17 protein-coding genes and 2 tRNA genes are annotated in these 18281 nt (G+C 60.8%); 8 read left to right on the forward strand and 11 right to left on the reverse strand.

The window, feature by feature from the left end:
• Window positions 1–8 precede the first annotated feature (8 nt).
• A complete protein-coding gene (locus GRI58_RS12185) occupies window positions 9–617 on the reverse strand; it encodes a sigma-70 family RNA polymerase sigma factor (RefSeq protein ID WP_160753877.1) in 609 nt (202 codons plus the stop codon).
• Window positions 617–799 (reverse strand): NepR family anti-sigma factor, encoded by a 183-nt coding sequence (locus GRI58_RS12190; RefSeq protein ID WP_160753878.1) that lies wholly within the window; start codon window positions 797–799, stop codon window positions 617–619. The genes GRI58_RS12185 and GRI58_RS12190 overlap by 1 nt, the downstream gene beginning before the upstream one ends.
• A gap of 242 nt (window positions 800–1041) precedes the next feature.
• Here GRI58_RS12190 and GRI58_RS12195 point away from each other — a divergent pair, with 242 nt between their 5' ends.
• A complete protein-coding gene (locus tag GRI58_RS12195) occupies window positions 1042–2655 on the forward strand; it encodes a CHASE domain-containing protein (RefSeq protein ID WP_237452284.1) in 1614 nt (537 codons plus the stop codon).
• Window positions 2656–2728: 73 nt separating this feature from the next.
• Here GRI58_RS12195 and GRI58_RS12200 read toward each other — a convergent pair whose 3' ends face one another.
• Window positions 2729–3523: a response regulator gene (locus GRI58_RS12200; RefSeq protein WP_160753879.1), complete on the reverse strand. Its 795-nt coding sequence runs from the start codon at window positions 3521–3523 to the stop codon at window positions 2729–2731.
• A 202-nt stretch (window positions 3524–3725) separates the two neighbouring features.
• Here GRI58_RS12200 and GRI58_RS12205 point away from each other — a divergent pair, with 202 nt between their 5' ends.
• Window positions 3726–4412: a Crp/Fnr family transcriptional regulator gene (locus tag GRI58_RS12205; RefSeq protein ID WP_160753880.1), complete on the forward strand. Its 687-nt coding sequence runs from the start codon at window positions 3726–3728 to the stop codon at window positions 4410–4412.
• 278 nt (window positions 4413–4690) lie between these two features.
• Here the strand turns inward: GRI58_RS12205 and GRI58_RS12210 are convergent, their stop codons facing one another.
• Both GRI58_RS12210 and GRI58_RS12215 read right to left on the reverse strand, forming a co-directional pair.
• Window positions 4691–5125 (reverse strand): response regulator, encoded by a 435-nt coding sequence (locus GRI58_RS12210; protein WP_160753881.1) that lies wholly within the window; start codon window positions 5123–5125, stop codon window positions 4691–4693.
• 129 nt (window positions 5126–5254) lie between these two features.
• A complete protein-coding gene (locus tag GRI58_RS12215) occupies window positions 5255–6412 on the reverse strand; it encodes an N-acetyltransferase (RefSeq protein ID WP_160753882.1) in 1158 nt (385 codons plus the stop codon).
• A gap of 142 nt (window positions 6413–6554) precedes the next feature.
• Here GRI58_RS12215 and GRI58_RS12220 point away from each other — a divergent pair, with 142 nt between their 5' ends.
• Window positions 6555–7640 (forward strand): fatty acid desaturase family protein, encoded by a 1086-nt coding sequence (locus GRI58_RS12220; RefSeq protein WP_202386956.1) that lies wholly within the window; start codon window positions 6555–6557, stop codon window positions 7638–7640.
• 10 nt (window positions 7641–7650) lie between these two features.
• On the opposite strand, the gene lptG is transcribed toward GRI58_RS12220, so the two are convergent.
• From lptG to GRI58_RS12245, 5 genes are all read right to left on the reverse strand, one after another.
• Complete coding sequence (gene lptG / locus GRI58_RS12225) at window positions 7651–8748, reverse strand: LPS export ABC transporter permease LptG (protein WP_160753884.1); 1098 nt, start codon at window positions 8746–8748, stop codon at window positions 7651–7653.
• A gap of 15 nt (window positions 8749–8763) precedes the next feature.
• Entirely contained in the window at window positions 8764–9993 is a 1230-nt protein-coding gene (locus tag GRI58_RS12230) for an LptF/LptG family permease (protein ID WP_160753885.1), read from the reverse strand.
• Between the two features lie 87 nt (window positions 9994–10080).
• Window positions 10081–10461, reverse strand: a complete 381-nt coding sequence (clpS, locus tag GRI58_RS12235; RefSeq protein WP_419957047.1) for an ATP-dependent Clp protease adapter ClpS — start codon at window positions 10459–10461, stop codon at window positions 10081–10083.
• 173 nt (window positions 10462–10634) lie between these two features.
• On the reverse strand, window positions 10635–11396 hold the full coding sequence (locus GRI58_RS12240; protein ID WP_160753886.1) for a phasin family protein: 762 nt from the start codon (window positions 11394–11396) through the stop codon (window positions 10635–10637).
• Between the two features lie 135 nt (window positions 11397–11531).
• A complete protein-coding gene (locus GRI58_RS12245; protein WP_160753887.1) occupies window positions 11532–13391 on the reverse strand; it encodes a PHA/PHB synthase family protein in 1860 nt (619 codons plus the stop codon).
• Between the two features lie 157 nt (window positions 13392–13548).
• On the opposite strand from GRI58_RS12245, the gene GRI58_RS12250 reads away from it, so the two are divergent.
• The 3 genes from GRI58_RS12250 to GRI58_RS12260 all read left to right on the forward strand — a co-directional run bounded on the left by GRI58_RS12250 (window position 13549) and on the right by GRI58_RS12260 (window position 16338).
• Window positions 13549–14736: an LL-diaminopimelate aminotransferase gene (locus GRI58_RS12250; protein WP_160753888.1), complete on the forward strand. Its 1188-nt coding sequence runs from the start codon at window positions 13549–13551 to the stop codon at window positions 14734–14736.
• A gap of 77 nt (window positions 14737–14813) precedes the next feature.
• Window positions 14814–15554, forward strand: a complete 741-nt coding sequence (locus GRI58_RS15870; protein WP_337190974.1) for a winged helix-turn-helix domain-containing protein — start codon at window positions 14814–14816, stop codon at window positions 15552–15554.
• A complete protein-coding gene (locus GRI58_RS12260; RefSeq protein WP_160753889.1) occupies window positions 15544–16338 on the forward strand; it encodes a crotonase/enoyl-CoA hydratase family protein in 795 nt (264 codons plus the stop codon). The genes GRI58_RS15870 and GRI58_RS12260 overlap by 11 nt, the downstream gene beginning before the upstream one ends.
• Before the next feature lie 9 nt (window positions 16339–16347).
• Here GRI58_RS12260 and GRI58_RS12265 read toward each other — a convergent pair whose 3' ends face one another.
• Entirely contained in the window at window positions 16348–17127 is a 780-nt protein-coding gene (locus GRI58_RS12265) for an acyl-CoA thioesterase (protein ID WP_160753890.1), read from the reverse strand.
• 134 nt (window positions 17128–17261) lie between these two features.
• Here GRI58_RS12265 and GRI58_RS12270 point away from each other — a divergent pair.
• Together GRI58_RS12270 and GRI58_RS12275 are read left to right on the forward strand one after the other, a co-directional pair.
• Window positions 17262–17335, forward strand: a tRNA-Cys gene (locus GRI58_RS12270).
• Window positions 17336–17397: 62 nt separating this feature from the next.
• A tRNA-Thr gene (locus tag GRI58_RS12275) sits at window positions 17398–17473 on the forward strand.
• Window positions 17474–18281: the final 808 nt, after the last annotated feature.

Raw genomic sequence — 18281 nt, forward strand, 5'->3', positions numbered from 1 at the left:
GTCCCGGCCTAGGGTCTGGCAGACGAACCATTGCCTGCGGCCACATCCTCGAGCTCTTCGAGGATGGCACGATGCGCGCCATCGTCGTTGAGCGAACGCTGTGGAATCGCGCCTTCCGCCAGCATGGAGTTGAGCGCCGCACGCGCACGGCCAACCCGGCTTTTGATCGTGCCCACGGCACAACCGCAGATATTGGCCGCTTCCTCGTAGGAGAACCCGCCCGCGCCGACCAGCAACAGCGCCTCGCGCCGTTCGGGCGGAAGCGTCAGCAGCGCGCGATGCAGGTCGGACAGGTGGATCGGCTCTTCCTGAGATGCGGGCGCGGTAAGGATCCGCTCGGCGACGTTCTCGTCATATTCGCCGCGGAAGCGATTGCGCCGCATATCGGTGAGATAGGCATTGCGCAGGATCACGAAGGTCCATGCGCGCATCGACGTGCCCGGCTCGAACCGTTCCTGCGCCGCCCATGCCTTGAGCAACGCTTCCTGCACCAGATCGTCGGCCATGTCGGCCCGGCCGCAAAGGCCGCGCGCAAAGGCGCGCAGATGCGGCACGACTTCTGTGAGTTCGCGCTTGAAATCGGCCTTTTCCGAGGCCGTTCGGGTTTCGCCGGACATCAGCCTTCTTTGTCCAACTTGGAAATCAGATCGCGGAAATTGTCTGGAATATCCTCGTCGACGACCGAATCATACAGACGCCGCAACCCTGCTGCCCATCCGGGCATCTCCGCAGGCTTGGGGGCAGTGGTGGTTTGCTCCGGCTGCACGGATTTGCCGTCCTTTTCGTTTTTTGATGTCATTTAGTGACCAATAGTCCCTCATGCCGCCACCGGCCTTGAAGCCGGGGAAACATCTTATACCGTCCCGATGAGTTTTTGGGAACGATGCAGCTCGCGCTTTGTTCCCGCACAGATATAGTCTTCTCGCGCGGGGCGGGTGAAATCAGGTCGTGATTGTCCGTCAGAGGGGCGGCGCGAAATAAAACGGGGAAGATACGCTGCCGGGAGAACGCTCTACCAGGAATTCGGTATCGCGCAGATGGTTGGTCAAACATCCGCGCTCGCTGCCTCTGGTCATATTCCTGCTTGTGCTCGCGATTACGATTCTGGGTGTGTTTTCGATCGAACGCGGTGAACGCCAGCGCGATCAGGCGATGATGGGCCGGACCGCGCTGGCATTGAGCTCCGCGCTCGAGCGACGCGCTTCGGTCAACTCGTCCTATTTGCGGGCGGGCGCAGCGTTGTTTTCGATGCAGAATGGGGTGAGCGTCGGAATTTTCCGCCGGTTCGTTTCGGAAATGCGGTTCGATTCCGATTATCGCGGAGCAGAGGGCCTGGGCTGGGCACCGGTTGTCGAACCCGGCCAGGCGGCAGCCTTCGATCAGCAGTTGCAAGCGCTTTACGGCACTGACATCAACCTTCATCCCGCACCGGGTTCCGGATCGCGCACAAAGATTGTCCCGGTTTTCTATCTGGAACCTGAGACTGCCCGAAATCGCCGGGCATTGGGATTCGATATGTATTCCGAATCGGTTCGACGGGCGGCGATAGACGCTGCCGAGGAAGGCCAGCGCCCGACAGCCAGCGGGCCGATTACATTGGTTCAGGAGGGCTCAGCTACAGATGCCGGGTTCATCGTGTACATGCCGGTGTTCAGTAGCGCGGGAGGCAGAACCACTCTGAAGGGCTTCATATATAGCCCGTATAACGCGCCCGGGTTTCTCGCGTCGGCGACTGAACAGGTCGATTTGAACGGAATGGGAGCAGCGCTGTATGACGATAACCGTGGCAAGCGCCGTTTGCTGGCCGAGATTGCCGGCCCTGGGAAAGGCGAGGCCAGAGTAATCCAGCATTTTTCCATTGCTTACCGCCCGATGACTTTGGTCATCACCTCGTCGCGTGACGGTTCGCTGTCGCTGTTGTCTATGATTACGCTGCTGTTCGGCCTTGCTGTCGCCAGCCTGCTGATGATCGTGTCGCGCCTTCTGACCCAGCAGGCGCTGGAGGATCAGCGCGCGCTCGACTGGTTCGCGGAGCAGAACTCGATCCGTAATTCGCTCACCCGGGAACTCAACCACCGGGTCAAGAACACGCTAGCCAACGTGCTGTCAATTGCCACCTTGACGCGCCGCCGGGCCACCACGTTGGACGAATATGCCGATGGGCTGGACGGACGAATACGGGCATTGTCTGCCACCCACGACCTGCTGACCCAGTCCGAATGGGGCACCACTCCCGTCGCCGCGGTCGCGAGGGCCGAACTGGCGCCCTATGCACAGGGGATGGACGGCACACTCGAGACCAGCGGCCCGGACGTCGAGCTGGCCCCCAACGATGCGTTGTCGCTGGGGTTGGCACTGCACGAACTCGCCACCAACGCGTCGAAGTATGGCGCGCTCAGCCAGGCGGGGGGCAAGGTCTCGATCACCTGGGAGACAACCGAAGACGGGCTTGCACGAATCGATTGGGTCGAAAGCGGTGGCCCAAGCGTCCCGCGTGAGCGTTCGCGCGGCTTCGGCACCGACTTGATCGAAAAGATCGTAGCGCATGAATTGCGCCATCCGGTCAATTTGGTGTTCGCACCCGAAGGCGTGCGCTGCACATTACTGGTGCCGGTGCGCCAGCCCAGCCAGTTTGCAATCCGGGCGCGTTCCTGACGCGCAAAGGAAAAGCCGCCGGAAACAAACTGCTTCCGGCGGCTCGGATTTCCTGACGGTTGCGTTTGCCGTTTCAGTCGAGCGGACGGCTCGATCCGAAGAACAATGCCTGGCTGATTGCCGCGCGAACGGTCTGCTCCTGAAACGGCTTGGTCACGAGATAGGTCGGCTCGGGACGATCGCCGGTCAGCAAACGCTCGGGGTAAGCGGTGATGAAGATCACTGGGACCGAGCCGATCGCAAGGATATCGTCCACTGCATCGAGTCCGGAGGATCCGTCTGCAAGCTGGATATCGGCGAGCACAAGCCCGGGTGTTTTTTCGGCGACGACTTGCTGTGCCTGCGTGCGCGTTGCAGCGGTACCGCAAATTTCATGGCCGAGTGACTGGACGAGATCTTCCAACTGCATCGAAATCAGCGGCTCGTCCTCGATGATGAGCACGCTGGTCGCGGTTTCGCGGTCGATTTCGGAAACGGCTTCTTGCACGAGCGCCTCGACCTTTTCGGCATCCAACTCCATTATTTCGCCAGTCTCGGCGATGGAGAAATCCTCCAGCGTGGTCAGCAGCAGCGCCTGACGGTTGAGCGGAGTAATCGATTTCAACCGACCGTTGGCCGCATCCTCATGCGCACCAGAACCGCTCTGGACGTCGGACACCTCGAGATACGCGCTGCTCCAGACCTTGTTGAACGCGCGATAGAGCGGAACGCGTCCGCCATCGAGCGATGCTTTCAACTGGTCGTCGGCCAGCGCCGCCTCCAGCGTGGCACGGACAAAGGCATCGCCGGTTGCCTGCGACCCGGTCAGGGCGCGGGCATAGCGGCGCAAGTAAGGCAGGTTTTTGGCAATCTGTTCACCAAGCGACATGAAGACCCCTTCTGGTAATGCGCAGCCTCAACGCGGCTTTGCCGCGATAGTTCCATTGCACCTTGCGATACGCACATGTAATTGACAACCGACGTTCGATTGTTTCTGTTTGTAGCTGGGTTAGGGGAAACAGAGAGCAATCATGCTGAACGTGGGTCATCCGTTTCCATGCACGTCATGCCCGTTGCTGGCGTGCCCCGGCTTGCGCAAGCACAGCCAGCAAGAACTGGAATATATCGACACCTTCAAGAAGGGGGAGGTGATCGCCGATCGGGGTGAAACCATCGTGCGTCAGGGCAGCGAGCGCAAGACGCTCTACACTGTTCTGGAGGGAATATTGATCCGCTATCGCTCGCTCGAGGATGGGCGCCGGCAGATCGTCAATTTCATGTTTCCTGGGGATCTCGTCGGTTTGCAGGGCATGTTCGACGAGCCGGCCAGTCACACGGTGGAAGCCCTGCTGCCGGCGCGCCTGTGCGTGTTCGATCACAACCAGTTCTTCGATCTGATCGTCAATCAGCCACGGCTGGGCTATGACATCACCTGGCTGGGCGCGAAGGAAGAAACCGCGCTTGAAGAGCACATCGTGGCGCTCGGGCGGCGTTCGGCCAAGGAGCGCGTGGCCTATCTCGCGGTATGGCTGCTGGAGCGTGCGATCGGCACCTGCATGGCCGAGCACGAGGACACGCTAAAGGTTCCGATCACCCAGACGCAGATCGCCGATATGCTTGGTTTGTCGCTGGTCCACACCAATCGTACGATCAAAGCGCTCGAACGCGACGGGCTGGTGAATTGGCGGCAAGGTGAAATCCAGGTGCCCAACTTGGATGCCGCCGTAGACTTTGCCCAATTCGAGCGTACGAAGATGCCCCCCAGGCCGTTTATCTGACCTGTTTTCCCGCGGCAGAAATGGCGACGAGCAAAAAAAATTGCATTTTTTCGACTGCTGGGGAACCAGCTTCTTGGCCGGTCATTATGCCATTGTCACCGCCGAGACCCCCCCTCCCGTCCAAGCGGCTGGTGATACGATCCCGAAGGGCCTCCGTTCAAGAGAACGGAGGCCTTTTTTCTTTTGGAGTGGGGCAGCCAATGCAGGATGACGGCTTGATGCCCCGTCAGTTTGCAATGCTCATCGAATGAGTTGCGCAGCCTTTCCGGCTTGCGACCTTAGCCCAGCGCGCCACGCAGTCGACCGACGATCCCGCGACGTTTCGGCGTGCGCAACAGCTTGACCAGCGCGTCGGTCTGGTAGGGCTTTTCCAGCACATCGCCGAGCGCAGCAATGTGTTCCGGTATATCTTCCGGTGCGCCGGTTGAGAAAATGATCCGCGGACGATTCGGGCCGAGATCCTGTACAAGTTCCGCGATTGCCCAGCCATCCGCCCGATCCGCCAGATGAACGTCGAGCACGATGGCGTCGGGCTGTGCGCGCTTCATCGCTTCGAGAGCGCCATCGGTTGTCGGGCTGAAATCGATCCTGGCTACACCGGCGTCGCGAAGACTGTCTTCTATGGCCATCACCAGCACCGGATCGTCCTCGATAACCAGTACATGGTTCGGCAGGTCAAACGCCTTGCTCGAAGCTGTCGTTTCCTTGTTCATCTTGCCCTCGATCGCGCGAGAGCTGCTTCGGCGCAGGCCCGCACCAAATCCAATCCCTATCCGGTCACTCTGTTCCAGTCGCGCGCTGTAACGCCGCCGTATCGCGATAGGAATTTACGCGGCAGCAGATTACAGGGGTTTTTCGAATATCACATATTCGCGGTTGACCGTGCTTTGGATCGCATCGGCAATGGCGACCATTCCCTGATTGTCATCGAGAATCCAGCCGATCTCCCCGCGCTTACTGCTGTAACGCTCGCTAGCGTTGCGGCGGATCTGGCTGATCATCATGAAGGCGAGCTGGCTGGCGAGCCGTGAATTGTGCAATTCCTTGAGCACGCCCATCAGCGGCACGCGCATGTCGGTGCCCTTGGGTTTGCGCAGCCAGCTGAGCAGTTTGACCCAGCCGAATGGCAGCAGCTTTCCATCGATGCGGCGCAGCAGCCCGTTCATGTCAGGCAGCGTCATCATGAAAGCCACGGGACGCCCATCGAGTTCGGCAAGCATATTGAGGTCGGGATGGATGATCGGCTTCATCTTCTTGCCCGCATAAGCGATTTCTTCGGGCGTGAATGGGACGAAACCCCAGTTGTCCGACCATGCATCGTTGAGGATGGTGAGCACGGTCCTCACCTCCTCGGCCCAGCGCGACTTGTCGATCGGGCGAATCGTGATGCGCTTGTTGCGATCGCCAGAGGCGACGATGCGCTGGATCAGCGGCGGGAAATCTCTGGTGATGTCGAGTTCATAGGTCAGCAGCGTCTTGGCGAGCGTATATCCAGCGGATTCGATCCATGCGCGATAGTGCGCCGGGTGATGGCCCATCATGATCGTCGGTGCATGGTTCTGCCCGCGCACCAGCAGACCCGGCTCTTCCCACACCGACATCGAAATCGGTCCCAACACACGCGTCATCCCGCGTTCGCGCAGGCGCCGCTCAGCCTCGGCAAGCAGTGCATGGGCGACTTCCTCGTCTTCCGCATCGAAATAGCCGAACAGGCCGGTTCCGGGGCCGAACCCCTGATCGGCGGGCATCTCCAGCGCGAGATGGTCGATCTGCGCGGAAATCCGCCCAACCGGCGTATCCCCCCGATAAGCGATCAGCAGGTCCACCGTGGCATGGCCGAAGAAAGGGTTCTTGCCCGGATCGATCAGCTCGAGCTGTTCGGAGCGCAATTGCGGCACCGAATGCGGCTCGCGCGCGGCAAAGGCACGGCCTAGATCGACGAATGCACCGCGCCCAGACTTGCCGGAAACGGGACGGATGACTATTTGATCGCATGTCACGAAGGGGACCTCATTCAGTTTGGAGCCAGCCCTGCGTGCCCATACAAGATTTTGTCAAGCGCCAAGCACGGCGCGATCTTCGTGTTCCTTGCAACCCCAGCAATCTGCTATAGGTTTCGAACCGGAAGCTTCTGCCATGACGATGCAACAGACCATAACCGCCGGGTCGACCGACCAGAACAAGGGCAAGCCTACGCTTGCGTCGATCGCCGACGACAAGGCGATGTTGCGCGCCGCACGCGACCTGACGCGTGACCTTGGCGCAGCACGCGGCGCGATCTACTGGACCGATATGCTGGCATCCGCCATCATCGGATATGCGGCGCTGGCAGGTGCCATACTGCTGCACCAGCCGCTTCTGGTCGTCGCGCTCGGACTGGTCGCGGCGCTGGCGCTTTATCGCGCATTGCTGTTCATCCACGAGATTTCCCACATCCACCGCGACGCGCTGCCGGGCTTCCGGCTCGGATGGAACCTGCTGGTCGGCATTCCGCTGCTGACCCCGTCTTTCATGTATGAAGGGGTTCACACGCTGCATCACGCGCGCACGCGCTATGGCACGCGCGAGGATCCGGAATATCTCCCGCTCGCACTGATGAAGCCATGGTCGTTGCCGCTGTTCGTGGCGATCGCGCTGCTGGCACCGATTGCTTTGCTGTTCCGCTTCGCGGTGCTCGTGCCGTTGGGGGCGATCATCCCGGCGGTCCGTCGGCTGACATGGACGCGTTTTTCTGCGCTCTCGATCAATCCCGATTTCCGCCGCCGACCGGCGGAAGGGGAGCTCAAGCCCCGCGTGCTCTACCAGGAGGCGCTGGGAATGATCTGGGCGTGGTTGCTGCTGGCAAGCACGCAGATGATCGGCTGGCGTCCGCTTCTGATCGCACTTGCAGTTGTCTCGGTCACGGCCGTTCTCAACCAGCTGCGCACACTCGTGGCGCATTTGTGGGAGAACGAGGGCGAACCGATGACGGTCACCGCGCAATTCCTCGATTCCGTCAATGTCCCGCCGCCCGGTGTGGTGGCGGAGATTTGGGCTCCGGTGGGCCTGCGCTATCATGCGCTGCATCATCTTATGCCGAGTATGCCCTATCATGACTTGCCCGAGGCGCATCGCCGGCTCGCGCGTGAACTGGGCGATGGCTCGACCTATTTCGGCGCCAACCATCCCGGCATGGCGACGCTGGTTGCACGGATCGCGCGCAGCACCATGCGGCCACGCCAGCCTTGACGCGCCGTTCCTATTCCTCGGTGCGGATGAGCACGGTCTCGCCGATCATCAGGAACAGCAGGAACGGTCCCCAAGCGGCGAGAAACGGCGGATAGCCCCCGAAATCGCCCATCGCCAGCGCGGCGGTGTCGATCACGAAGAAGCCGAAGCCCAGCGCCATTCCGATCAATGCGCGCATGAACACCTGGCCTGACCGCGCCAGCCCGAAAGCTGCGACCGAACCGAGCAGGGGCATGAGGACCGAGGAGAGCGGGCCGGACAGCTTGTGCCACCACACCGCCTTCAGTTCGGAAGTGCGTCGGCCCGCCGCCTCATAACGCGAGATCGACTGGGTGAGATGCCAGAAGCTTTCGCTGTCCGGATCGATGCGGGCGAGGTCGACCTGCTGCGGCGTAATATCGGTGCCGACCACGATCGAGGGTATTTCTGTAGTGGCGGCGCTTTGCACCTCGAAACTCGTCGCATTGGTCAACAGCCAACCGGGGGCCGCATAGCGCGCTCCGGGCGCCCGGATCTGTTGCTGGATCATACCATCGGGGCTGCGCTTGTACCATGTCACGTTCTGCATGTGCATGGCGTTGCCGGTGCCCAGAACGGTGGCCGCTGACAGGATGTTGGTGCCGTCGCTGGTGTAGATGTTGGACTTGATTGCAGAGTCCTTCGGCATCGGGCCGTAATTCACCGATTGCCAGGCCTTGAGGGTGGCCGTTGCCCGCGTGACCACGCGCTCGTTGAAGGCAAAACTGAACCCGGCGACCACCACCGCGGCGAGCACGAGCGGGGCAAGGATCTGATGGGCTGACAGCCCCGCGGCCTTCATCGAGACCACTTCGCTGTTCTGGTTCAGCGTGACGAGCGTGATCAGCGTTGCCAGCAACACCGAATAGGGCAGGAAAGTCTTGGCAAGTTGCGGCGCCCGCAATGACGCATAGGCGAGCAGCTGCGCCTGTCCGTTCCCCGACACCTGTAGGATCGTCCCGCTTTCGGAGAGCAGGTCGAGCATGGTGAGCACCAGCACCAGCATCACCAGCACCGCAAGGATGCGGGTGACGAACAGCCGCATGAGGTAGAGCGTCAGCGTGCGAGAGGGAAAGAAGTCGAGCTGCATATTGCCGAGGTTACCCTATTCCGCTGTCGCCAGATCGGTCGTCGTTGCGGCACGATGGCGGCGACGGAAAAGCTTTTTCAGGACGCGGGCGAGTTTGGCGAACCACACTTCCAGCGCGCCGATCGCCTGTCCGCCCGGTACGTGTGCCACGCGCCAGTACATCCACACGATCAACAGGCCGAAGATCACGAACGGCCCCCACAGCGCAATGAAGGGATTGAAACGCCCCAGCGCGGCGAGGCCTTCGCCGTATTCATTGACCTTGTGATAGGCGACCACAAGGACGACCGAAACGAACACGCCCAGTGCGCTGGTCGATCGTTTGGGCGGGATGCCCAACGCTACGCCCAGCAGCGGCATCAATGCCATCATCATCACCTCGACAAGGCGGAAGTTGAAACTGGCCTGGCTTGCATCGCGCTTCACCTCGGGCGTGCTGCTGCTCCACCCGATCCGTAGCAATTCGGGCAGGATATATTCGCGCTCCGCACTGCCGCGCTTGCGGAACGCGGCCACTTGCGGAAGGTCGATCGGCAAATCCTGCCTTGCGAAGGTCAGCACGCGCGGCGTCGTATCGCCGGTGTTCTGGATGATGGTGCCATCGACCAGGCGCAGGATGATGGTGTTCGGATTGTCGCTGGTGGCCAGAAACGTGCCTTCACGCGCGGACACCGAAAGCACCTGGCCCTTGCCGTCGTTCACCCTTGCGAAAATGCCGTAGAGCTTGCGCCCCTGATCCTCGCTCTTGTCGATCCTGAGCGCCATCTTGTCGGCGAGAGTCGTGAATTCGCCCACCTGGATCGACGCGCCCAGCGCGCCGGACTGCAATTCGTAATTGAGCTGTTCGTAGACGTAACGGCTGACCGGCTGGACGTAATAGACGATCCCCAGATTGATCATCATCAGCACTGCGGTGATGATATAGGGAACGCGCAGCAGCCGCCCGTAGGACATGCCCACGGCGCGCATCACGTCGAGTTCGCTGTTCACGGCCATACGCCGGAACGCCAGCAGTACGCCGAGCATCAGCCCCAGCGGAATGGCCAGACTGGCATATTCGGGGATGAGCGTGCCCAGCATCTTGAAGGTCACGCCGATCGGGCCGCCCTGGACCGCCACGAACTGGAACAGGCGCAGCATCTTGTCGAGCGTCAGGAGACTGGCGGCCAGCGCGAACACGCCCAGCATCGGCCAGATCACCAGCCGGGCGACATAGCGGTCGATACTGGGGAGCAATCGGAACAAGGGCGCCTGTGGTTAATTGTGGAAACCTTGGGTAGCCCTAGCGCGGAATCATCCGCCGGTCATGCCCTCAATTTTGCATCGCAACAATCACGCTTTCTCCAGCGTGCACTGCAATGGATGCTGATTTTGTCGGGCGAAATCCATCACCTGATTCACCTTGGTTTCGGCGACTTCATAAGGGAATATCCCGCAAACGCCGACACCACGCTGGTGAACGTGGAGCATGACCCGCGTCGCTTCTTCCAGGTCCATCCGGAAAAACCGCTTGAGCACCATCACGACGAATTCCATCGGCGTGTAATCGTCGTTGAGTAGCAGCACCTTGTACTGGCTTGGCTTCTTGGGCTTTGCACGTGTCTTGGTGGCGACGCCCACCCGGTTGTCGGTATCGCTGTCACCGTTCTGGTCATTCGCGCATCGCGGCGCGTCGTCAAAGCTGGGCAAGGCGGGACTTATTGGCTTCATCATCGCCCCAATATCGTATGGCAAAGCCGCTGCGCAAGGATTTGGCGACGGGTCGGTATTGTTTGTTGGTTAACCCACTCACGAAAAAGGGCCGGACAGCTTGCGCCATCCAGCCCTTGGTTCGTGATCGAATTGCCGCAACAGACGCGATCAGCGCCTCACGGCATCCGCAAGGCTCAAGCTGCCTTGGTCAGCTTTTCGGCAGCGACGCTGGCGCGGCTCGAAAGCGGCGCGAATACGTCATTGGCAAGCTTCATGAACAGCTCGGCATTCTTCGAACCCTGCGCCATGGCAGCGTCGAAGTTGCGACGTGCGATTTCGCCCTGAAGCTGGAACAGCTCGGTCGGCGACTTGACGGCGGCCATCTTCTTGACGTCGGCGGTCGCGGTCTCGGCAGCGGTCTTGAGCTCTTCCATCGCGGTGCGGCCCATGTCCTGCATTCCGCTGGCGAGGACCTTGCCGGATTCGACGAAAGCGTCGACGTTGCCCTTGTGGAATTCGGTGAATTCGCCGGTCATTTCGGTGCCCTTTTCATAAGCGGCCTTGACGCGGGTCTGCACTTCGGCGGCAGCGTCCTTGAAAGTCTTGCTGAAATCAGTGGTCTTGGCGGTAGCCATGATCTTTTCCTTGAGTTGACTGATCGGGGTATCGGTAAGCGGTTTGGCGGGGGCGCGCTTGGCGGCGGGTTTCGCTGCTGCAGCCTTCTTGGTCTTTGGCTTGCGTGCCACGGCCTTCTTGGCGGCAGGCTTGGGCGCGCTCGCTTTCTTTGGGCTCGCCACAATCTTATCGACCGGGGCGGGCTTGGTGTTCGCGGCAGCCTCTGGCTGCTCGGCGGGCACCGGCTGAGGCGCCTTGGCGGCCTGAGCCGTTTTCTTCTCCGCAGCCTCGGCAAACGCCTTTTCGGCAGCGGCATCGATCTTTGAATGGGTATCGGCCATGCGATTCCTCACGGGTTTTGTTGCAGTGCACAAAATAGGCATCCGCACCGTAAGGTCAAGCACTTTTTGTGCACTGCACAATAATTGCCCGATTACGCAAGCATTCTGCCGGATTTACTCCGAAAAGCTGATCCGTCAGCGCGATTTGACGTAGCGGCCGGGAGCGTCCTCGATCACGTTGTCGCTCTTGCTGCCCGGCTTGCGTTTGCCCTTGGCCGGCACTTGATCACTCGATTGTCCCTTGATCCAATCGATCCAGTCGGGCCACCAGCTGCCCTTGTGCTCGGTCGCCCCCGATTGGAACTCCTCCAGACTGCGGGGGGCGCCGTCGTTGATCCAATACTGGTATTTTTGAGCATCGGGCGGATTGATCACGCCGGCGATATGGCCCGAACCGGCGAGCACGAAGCGTACCGGCCCACGCAAGTGGTCGGTAATCCGCCAGACACTTTCCGCTGGCGCAATATGATCCTCGCGCCCGGCCTGAACATAGGTCGGCGTTTCGATCCGGGTCAGGTCGATAGGCGTGCCGTCTGCTTCGAGCGAATCGGGCTGGACGAGCCGGTTGTCGCGATAAAGCTCGCGCAAATAGGCCTGATGCCACTTGGCGGGCAGATTGGTGGTGTCGCCGTTCCAGTAAAGCAGGTCGAATTCCGGGTAATCTTCGCCCAGCAAATAATTGCTGACGACGTAATTCCAGATGAGGTCGGTTCCGCGCAGCAGGTTGAAGGTGGCGGCCATATACCGCCCGTCGAGATAGCCTTCGGGCGACAAGGACTCGATCGTCGCAAGCTGCTGGTCGTCGACAAAGTGGAGCAAATCGCCCGCCTTCTCGAAATCGACCTGTGCAGTGAAGAAGGTGGCGCTGGCGACCTTGTCCGCCTCGCCCCGGCGCGCGAGGATGGCGAGCGTTGCGGCCAGCGTGGTGCCTGCAACGCAGTAACCGATGGCGTGGACATTATCGACGTCGAGCCTTGCGCGGATGTGATCGATCGCGGTGATCTGCGCGCGGATATAATCGTCCCACACCACGTCCTTCATGCTTGCGTCGGCCGACTTCCAGCTCACCATGAACACGGTGATCCCCTGATCGACCGCCCAGGCGACGAAGCTCTTCTTCGGATTGAGGTCGAGGATGTAGAACCGGTTGATCCATGGCGGGAAGATCACCAGCGGCGTCTCCAGCACTTTCTCGGTCGTGGGACTGTACTGGATCAGCTGGAACAGCTCGGTCTCGAACACCACCTTGCCCGGTGTGGTGGCGATGTTCTCACCCAGCGAAAAAGCGCCGAGCTTGGTGTGGGTGAGCTGCCCGCGCTTCATATCCGCCAGCATGTGCTCCATCCCGCTGACGAGGTTTTCGCCGCGGGTCTCCAAAGTCCGCTCCATCACCACCGGGTTGGTAAAGGGGAAATTGGCCGGGCTGGCCGCTTCTACCAGCGCCTTCGTCGTGAAGCGCAGTTTCTCGCGCTGGTCCTCGGGCAGGCCGTGGATGTCATCGACCATCGCGTTCAACCTCTCGGCGACGAACAGATAGGTCTGGTGGATCAAGGCAAAGGCGGGATGGCTGCGCCAGCGATCGTCGGCAAAGCGGCGATCCTTGTAGGGTAGCTCGGGCGTATTGTCGCTCGTTCCGGCTGCACTGAACCCGCCGAGTACCTGCTGCCACAGGGCAAAACTTTCGTCCCACAATGCCTTCTGCCGCTGGGGATCGACCAGCGGCATCTGCTTGTACCAGCCCTGCGCCAGCGCCATCCAGCGCGCCGGATCGAGATAGGACAGCGCCGCATCCGGCTGGCTGTTCTGTTCGGTCATGAATTCCAGCCACATGGCTTGCAGCCGCGTGCCGACTTCGGCCCAATGCTGCACGTCTTCCGGCGCCAATGCATCGCGACCGGGCATGGCGGCCATCGGCGCGAAGAAGGCCTGCACCATCTTGGCCGGGCCTTCATAAAGGTTGGTGAACGGGTCTGGCGTGTCGTCGTCACCGGGCATCTTTGGCTCCCTTAGCGTTATAGGGCCTGCTGTTGGCGTGCCGAATGGCAAGTTTCATCCATCCATGAAATGCTTGCGTCAAGCATTGCCTGCACAATTGCGCCTGCCGCACGAATAGGACAATGTCATGAAACCGAAGTGTGGGCCAGGGATCCCGATGTCAGACGAATTCTACCGTATCAGGCGATTGCCGCCTTATGTGATCGCCGAAGTGAACAATATGAGGCATGCGGCGCGTCAGGCGGGCAGGGATATCATCGATCTGGGCATGGGCAATCCCGATCATCCGCCGCCCCAGCATGTGATCGACAAGCTGTGCGAGGTCGCGCAGAAACCCAATGCGCACGGCTATTCGCAGTCGAAGGGTATTCCGGGGCTGCGAAAGGCGCAGGCGAATTACTATGGCCGCCGCTTCAACGTCGATCTCGATCCCGAGCGTGAAGTGGTCGTCACCATGGGCTCTAAGGAAGGCCTGTCGTCGATGGCGACCGCGATCATCGCGCCGGGCGACGTGGTGCTCGCGCCGAGCCCGTCCTATCCGATCCACACCTTCGGCTTCATCATCGCCGGGGCTACTATCCGCAGTGTCCCGACCACGCCGGACGAGCACTATTGGAAGGCGCTCGACAATGCGATGGCATATACCGTGCCCCGGCCCACGGTGCTGGTGGTCAACTATCCCAGCAATCCGACCGCCGAGACGGTCGATCTCGAATTTTACGAAAGGCTGGTCGCGTGGGCGCGCGAGAACAAGGTCTGGGTGCTCTCGGACCTGGCCTATTCCGAACTCTATTACGACGGCAAGCCGACCCGCTCGATCCTGGAAGTGCCGGGGGCGAAGGATGTCGCGGTCGAATTCACCTCGATGTCGAAGACCTATTCGATGGCGGGCTGGCGGATGGGCTTTGCGGTCGGCAATCCGCAGCTGATTTCTGCGCTCACACGAGTGAAGAGCTACCTCGACTACGGGGCCTTCACCCCGATTCAGGCAGCGGCCTGCGCGGCGCTCAACGGGCAGCAGGACATCGTCGAGGAGAACCGCCAGCGTTACCAGCGTCGCCGTGACGTGATGGTCGAAAGCTTCTCCCGCGCTGGGTGGGACATTCCCACTCCTCCGGCCAGCATGTTCGCCTGGGCGCCGATCCCCAAGGCATTCCACAATGTCGGCAGTCTGGAATTTTCGAAGCAATTGCTCGAACATGCAGGCGTCGCGGTGGCTGCAGGCGTCGGCTACGGCGAGGAGGGCGAGGGTTACGTGCGCATCGCCATGGTCGAGAACGAACAGCGGTTGCGACAGGCTGCGCGCAACATCAAACGCTTCCTTGCATCTTCCGGCTCTATCTAGGTAGTAACATCGGATAGCAAGCCCGGCCCCACGCGCTCATAGACAGGGCTTGGGAAAGATGTTGCCTGTTTCCATGAGTGGAGCATTCGCCTGGGTTTCTGAAGGCGGATCCACCTGCACGGTGGGATCTGCGGCTGCTCGGCTGGCGCATGACGATCCCCAACGCCGCCCCGCCGACCGCTGGCGAACCGGTCTGGTTGTTCGACTGCCGCCTCCAGTCGATGGCCCGCCGGTGGCAGGACATGAACCCTGCCAAATTGATCGCCGCGTTCGGCGCGGATGGGCAGGAAGAGCGGGTGGCCATGCTGGCCGCCGATTTCGGCGAAGTGCTGTCCACGCGGGTGGCGCTGTCGGAATTGGCTTTGCGACTCACCCGGCTGGCGGAACAGGTCGATGTGATGCCGCGCTTCCGCCGCGCCGACCCGGCGCTGCTCGACCTGTTCCATCGCGATGCGCGGATCGGTGGGCGCTGGTTGAGCCTCCACCCGCGAGAGTTTGCGCTTTTCTGGCGGTTGGCGGAAACGCCCGACATGCCGGTTGATTTCGGTGAGCTGTTGTCGGACGTCTGGCGTCTCGAACACATACCGGAAACCAATTCGCTCAAAGTCCACGTCTCGCGCCTGCGCGCCAAGCTTGGCATAGACCATGCGGCATGGCTGAACGAGACCGTTCCGCAAGGCGGCTATCGCTTGGGGCAGCGCAGCAGCAAATCCTTCTTCGCGTTCCAGGACCGTCACCATGCTCTGGACAGCGCCCAACCAAACGCTCACGATGCTTGCGAAGATGCAGGCAGCGTGAGCGGAAACCATGTCGAATGATCGGGTAACAGTCGAATTGCAGGACGATGGCGTGGCGCAGGTCAGGATGATCCGTGCTGACAAGATGAACGCGCTAGACCCGGCGATGTTCGATGCGTTGATCGAGGTCGGGGAATCTCTACGGACGATGAAAGGGCTGCGGGCGGTTGTGATCGCAGGCGAGGGACGGGCGTTTTGCGCCGGACTTGATACCGCCAGTTTCGCCGCTGCCGGAGGTGGCGCACAGCCCTTGACCGATCGCACCCATGGCAATGCCAACAGGTTCCAGGAAGTGGCGATGACCTGGCGCAAATGCCCGGTGCCGGTCATCGCTGCGGTGCACGGCGTATGCTTTGGCGGCGGGCTCCAGATCGCGAGCGGTGCCGATATCCGGATCGTCGCGCCCGACACGCGCATGGCGGTGATGGAAATGAAATGGGGGCTGGTCCCCGACATGGGCGGCTATGCGCTTTGGCGCGGGCTGGTGCGCGACGATGTGCTGCGCGAGCTGACCTACACCAACCGCGAATTCACCGGCGAAAAAGCGCTATCGCTCGGCTTTGCAACCCATTGCGAGGCCAAGCCCCTGCCGCATGCGCAGGACATTGCTCGTACCATCGCCAATCGCAATCCCGAAGCTATCCGCGGTGCGAAACGCCTGTTCGACACGATGATCGACGGCGATACCGCAGCGATCCTGATGGCGGAAAGCGAGGAGCAGGCGGGCATCATCCGCCGCCCCAATCAGGTGGAAGCGGTCATGGCAGGGATGGAGCGCCGCTCGCCGAGCTTCACCGACGTTTGAGGGCGGCCATCAGCCGAAGATTGCGGCGCATTGCAGGCCATCGAGTACTTGCCTTCCGTCGCTATTCCACAGCCGCAGTCGCTCGCTCGAATAACCATGATCGGCATGGGTGCTGGAGTTCTCGCTCATCCACCAACCGTCCGCGGTCGACGGTTGCGGCTCGAGCAGGTTGAACGACCAGTTGATCGAACTGATCGGGCCTTGCCGCACCATCGCGCGTATCGCTCCCGGCGGCATGACATCGCCCATAAGGATGCACTCGCTGACCGGATCGAGGATATTGCGGTCTGTTAGCCGCGCCCAACGACGGACCACGGGTGCACCCGGTCCGCGCTGGTCCTGCGCGCGGCGCAGTTCGAAGTTCTCGCGAATGAACGCTGGTCCCTTGTCAGCCATTACCGGTTCGGCATCCTCGGGCGGTCCGGCCCAGTCCTCGGGCGGGGAGGCAGCATGGATAGCATTGGGCTCGCGTCCAGCACCGAACAGCCAAAAGGCGGTCAGCGCCACCCGCCCCTCGCTCAGCAATTCGCTGCGCAGTTGGGTGACGTTGCGACCCTGGCGAATCATTGTCGTCGCCACCGCGAAACTCTCCCCGACAGGCGCCACGAAGCCGATCTGCCCGGCCCGTAGCGGGGGAAGGTCGGCAAAGGCGCGGATCGCGGCGGTGTAGGCGATGAGTGCGGACGCGCCGCCATAGAGCGTGCGTCCCTGCATCCAGCTTTGCGCATGGGTGAGGTGGACGGAGCCATTGCCAGCGGGGATGGGATCGATCAGCGAAGCGATGGTCATGCCGAACATTCATACGGATAGTTTTGCGTCGCGCCAGCCCGGACGCGGAGCGCAAACGCGCAAGAAGCCGATTGCGCCGTGGCGAGGCATTCGCTAGGGGGCGCTTCCCGCAGGCGTGATCGTCGGTGGGGTGAGGCCCGATGGCGGAGTGGTTACGCAGAGGACTGCAAATCCTTGCACGCCGGTTCGATTCCGGCTCGGGCCTCCATATTGGTACGCAGCCAGCCGATTGCGGTAGACCCGCAAGGTGGCTAAATGCGCTGCCAGGGCGCCGCTTTAGCTCAGTTGGTAGAGCACATCATTCGTAATGATGGGGCCACAGGTTCGAGTCCTGTAAGCGGCACCACCACTTTCAGTAGGGAAGTTCAGCGCTCTAGGGCGAAAGGCCTTTCGGCTGGTCGTGCGCTTTGGGTCCCGCTTGGGTCGCTTTGGGTAGAAAATTTGGCGCGACCCACGCTAATCCCACTTCAGCTTCGATGGGCGTTTAGCGGCAAGCTGAAAGGCTGGAATTGGGCCTATTGTGTTGAAAACTCCATCGTCATTTTTGGTCAGCAATAGTATAGATTGGATGCATCGCTCTGCGTAACAATGATTCAAGCAGCGAGCTCACTCTGAATCATTGTTGCCAGGAGTCAGGCTTCAATTCGGCACCCCCGACTTTTTTGAACAGAATAGGGTCGATTGCGGACTGTCTGCTTGGAGGCACTGGACCGTTGAAAGCTGCCACTCCGTCTATTTAATACTTTCGGAAATATAGCGCCTCGAGGGAATGGGCCTCTACATTTCTGGGGTCATCTGACTTAGGAAGGATATCTTTGCCTGATGGCCGCTGGGCTGATCTTGGTTGCAGCTTGGGGCAACTAAAATCACAGGACTAGGCCATGGGCTCGTGGATCGGGGGAGATTTCTTTTTCCGGCCCGGTGGATCAGGAATCTTATTGCCCTTGCTCCCTTCGATGATCCAATTGGACCATTGCTTGAGTGCGTTACCAGTCCGCGTCTTCGAAGCATCAGTCCAACCCAAAGCGAATTCATCCGAAATAGAGGCGCCAAGCTCAGAGCCAGTGAGTGCTGGATTGAATAGCCCCTAGATTTGTGGACGTCTTCTTTCCTAAATTTGAGGACAGGAGGCGACGATGAGGAAGGCTAATTTC

The organism is Qipengyuania algicida, from assembly GCF_009828025.1.
Classification (GTDB): Bacteria; Pseudomonadota; Alphaproteobacteria; order Sphingomonadales; family Sphingomonadaceae; genus Qipengyuania; species Qipengyuania algicida.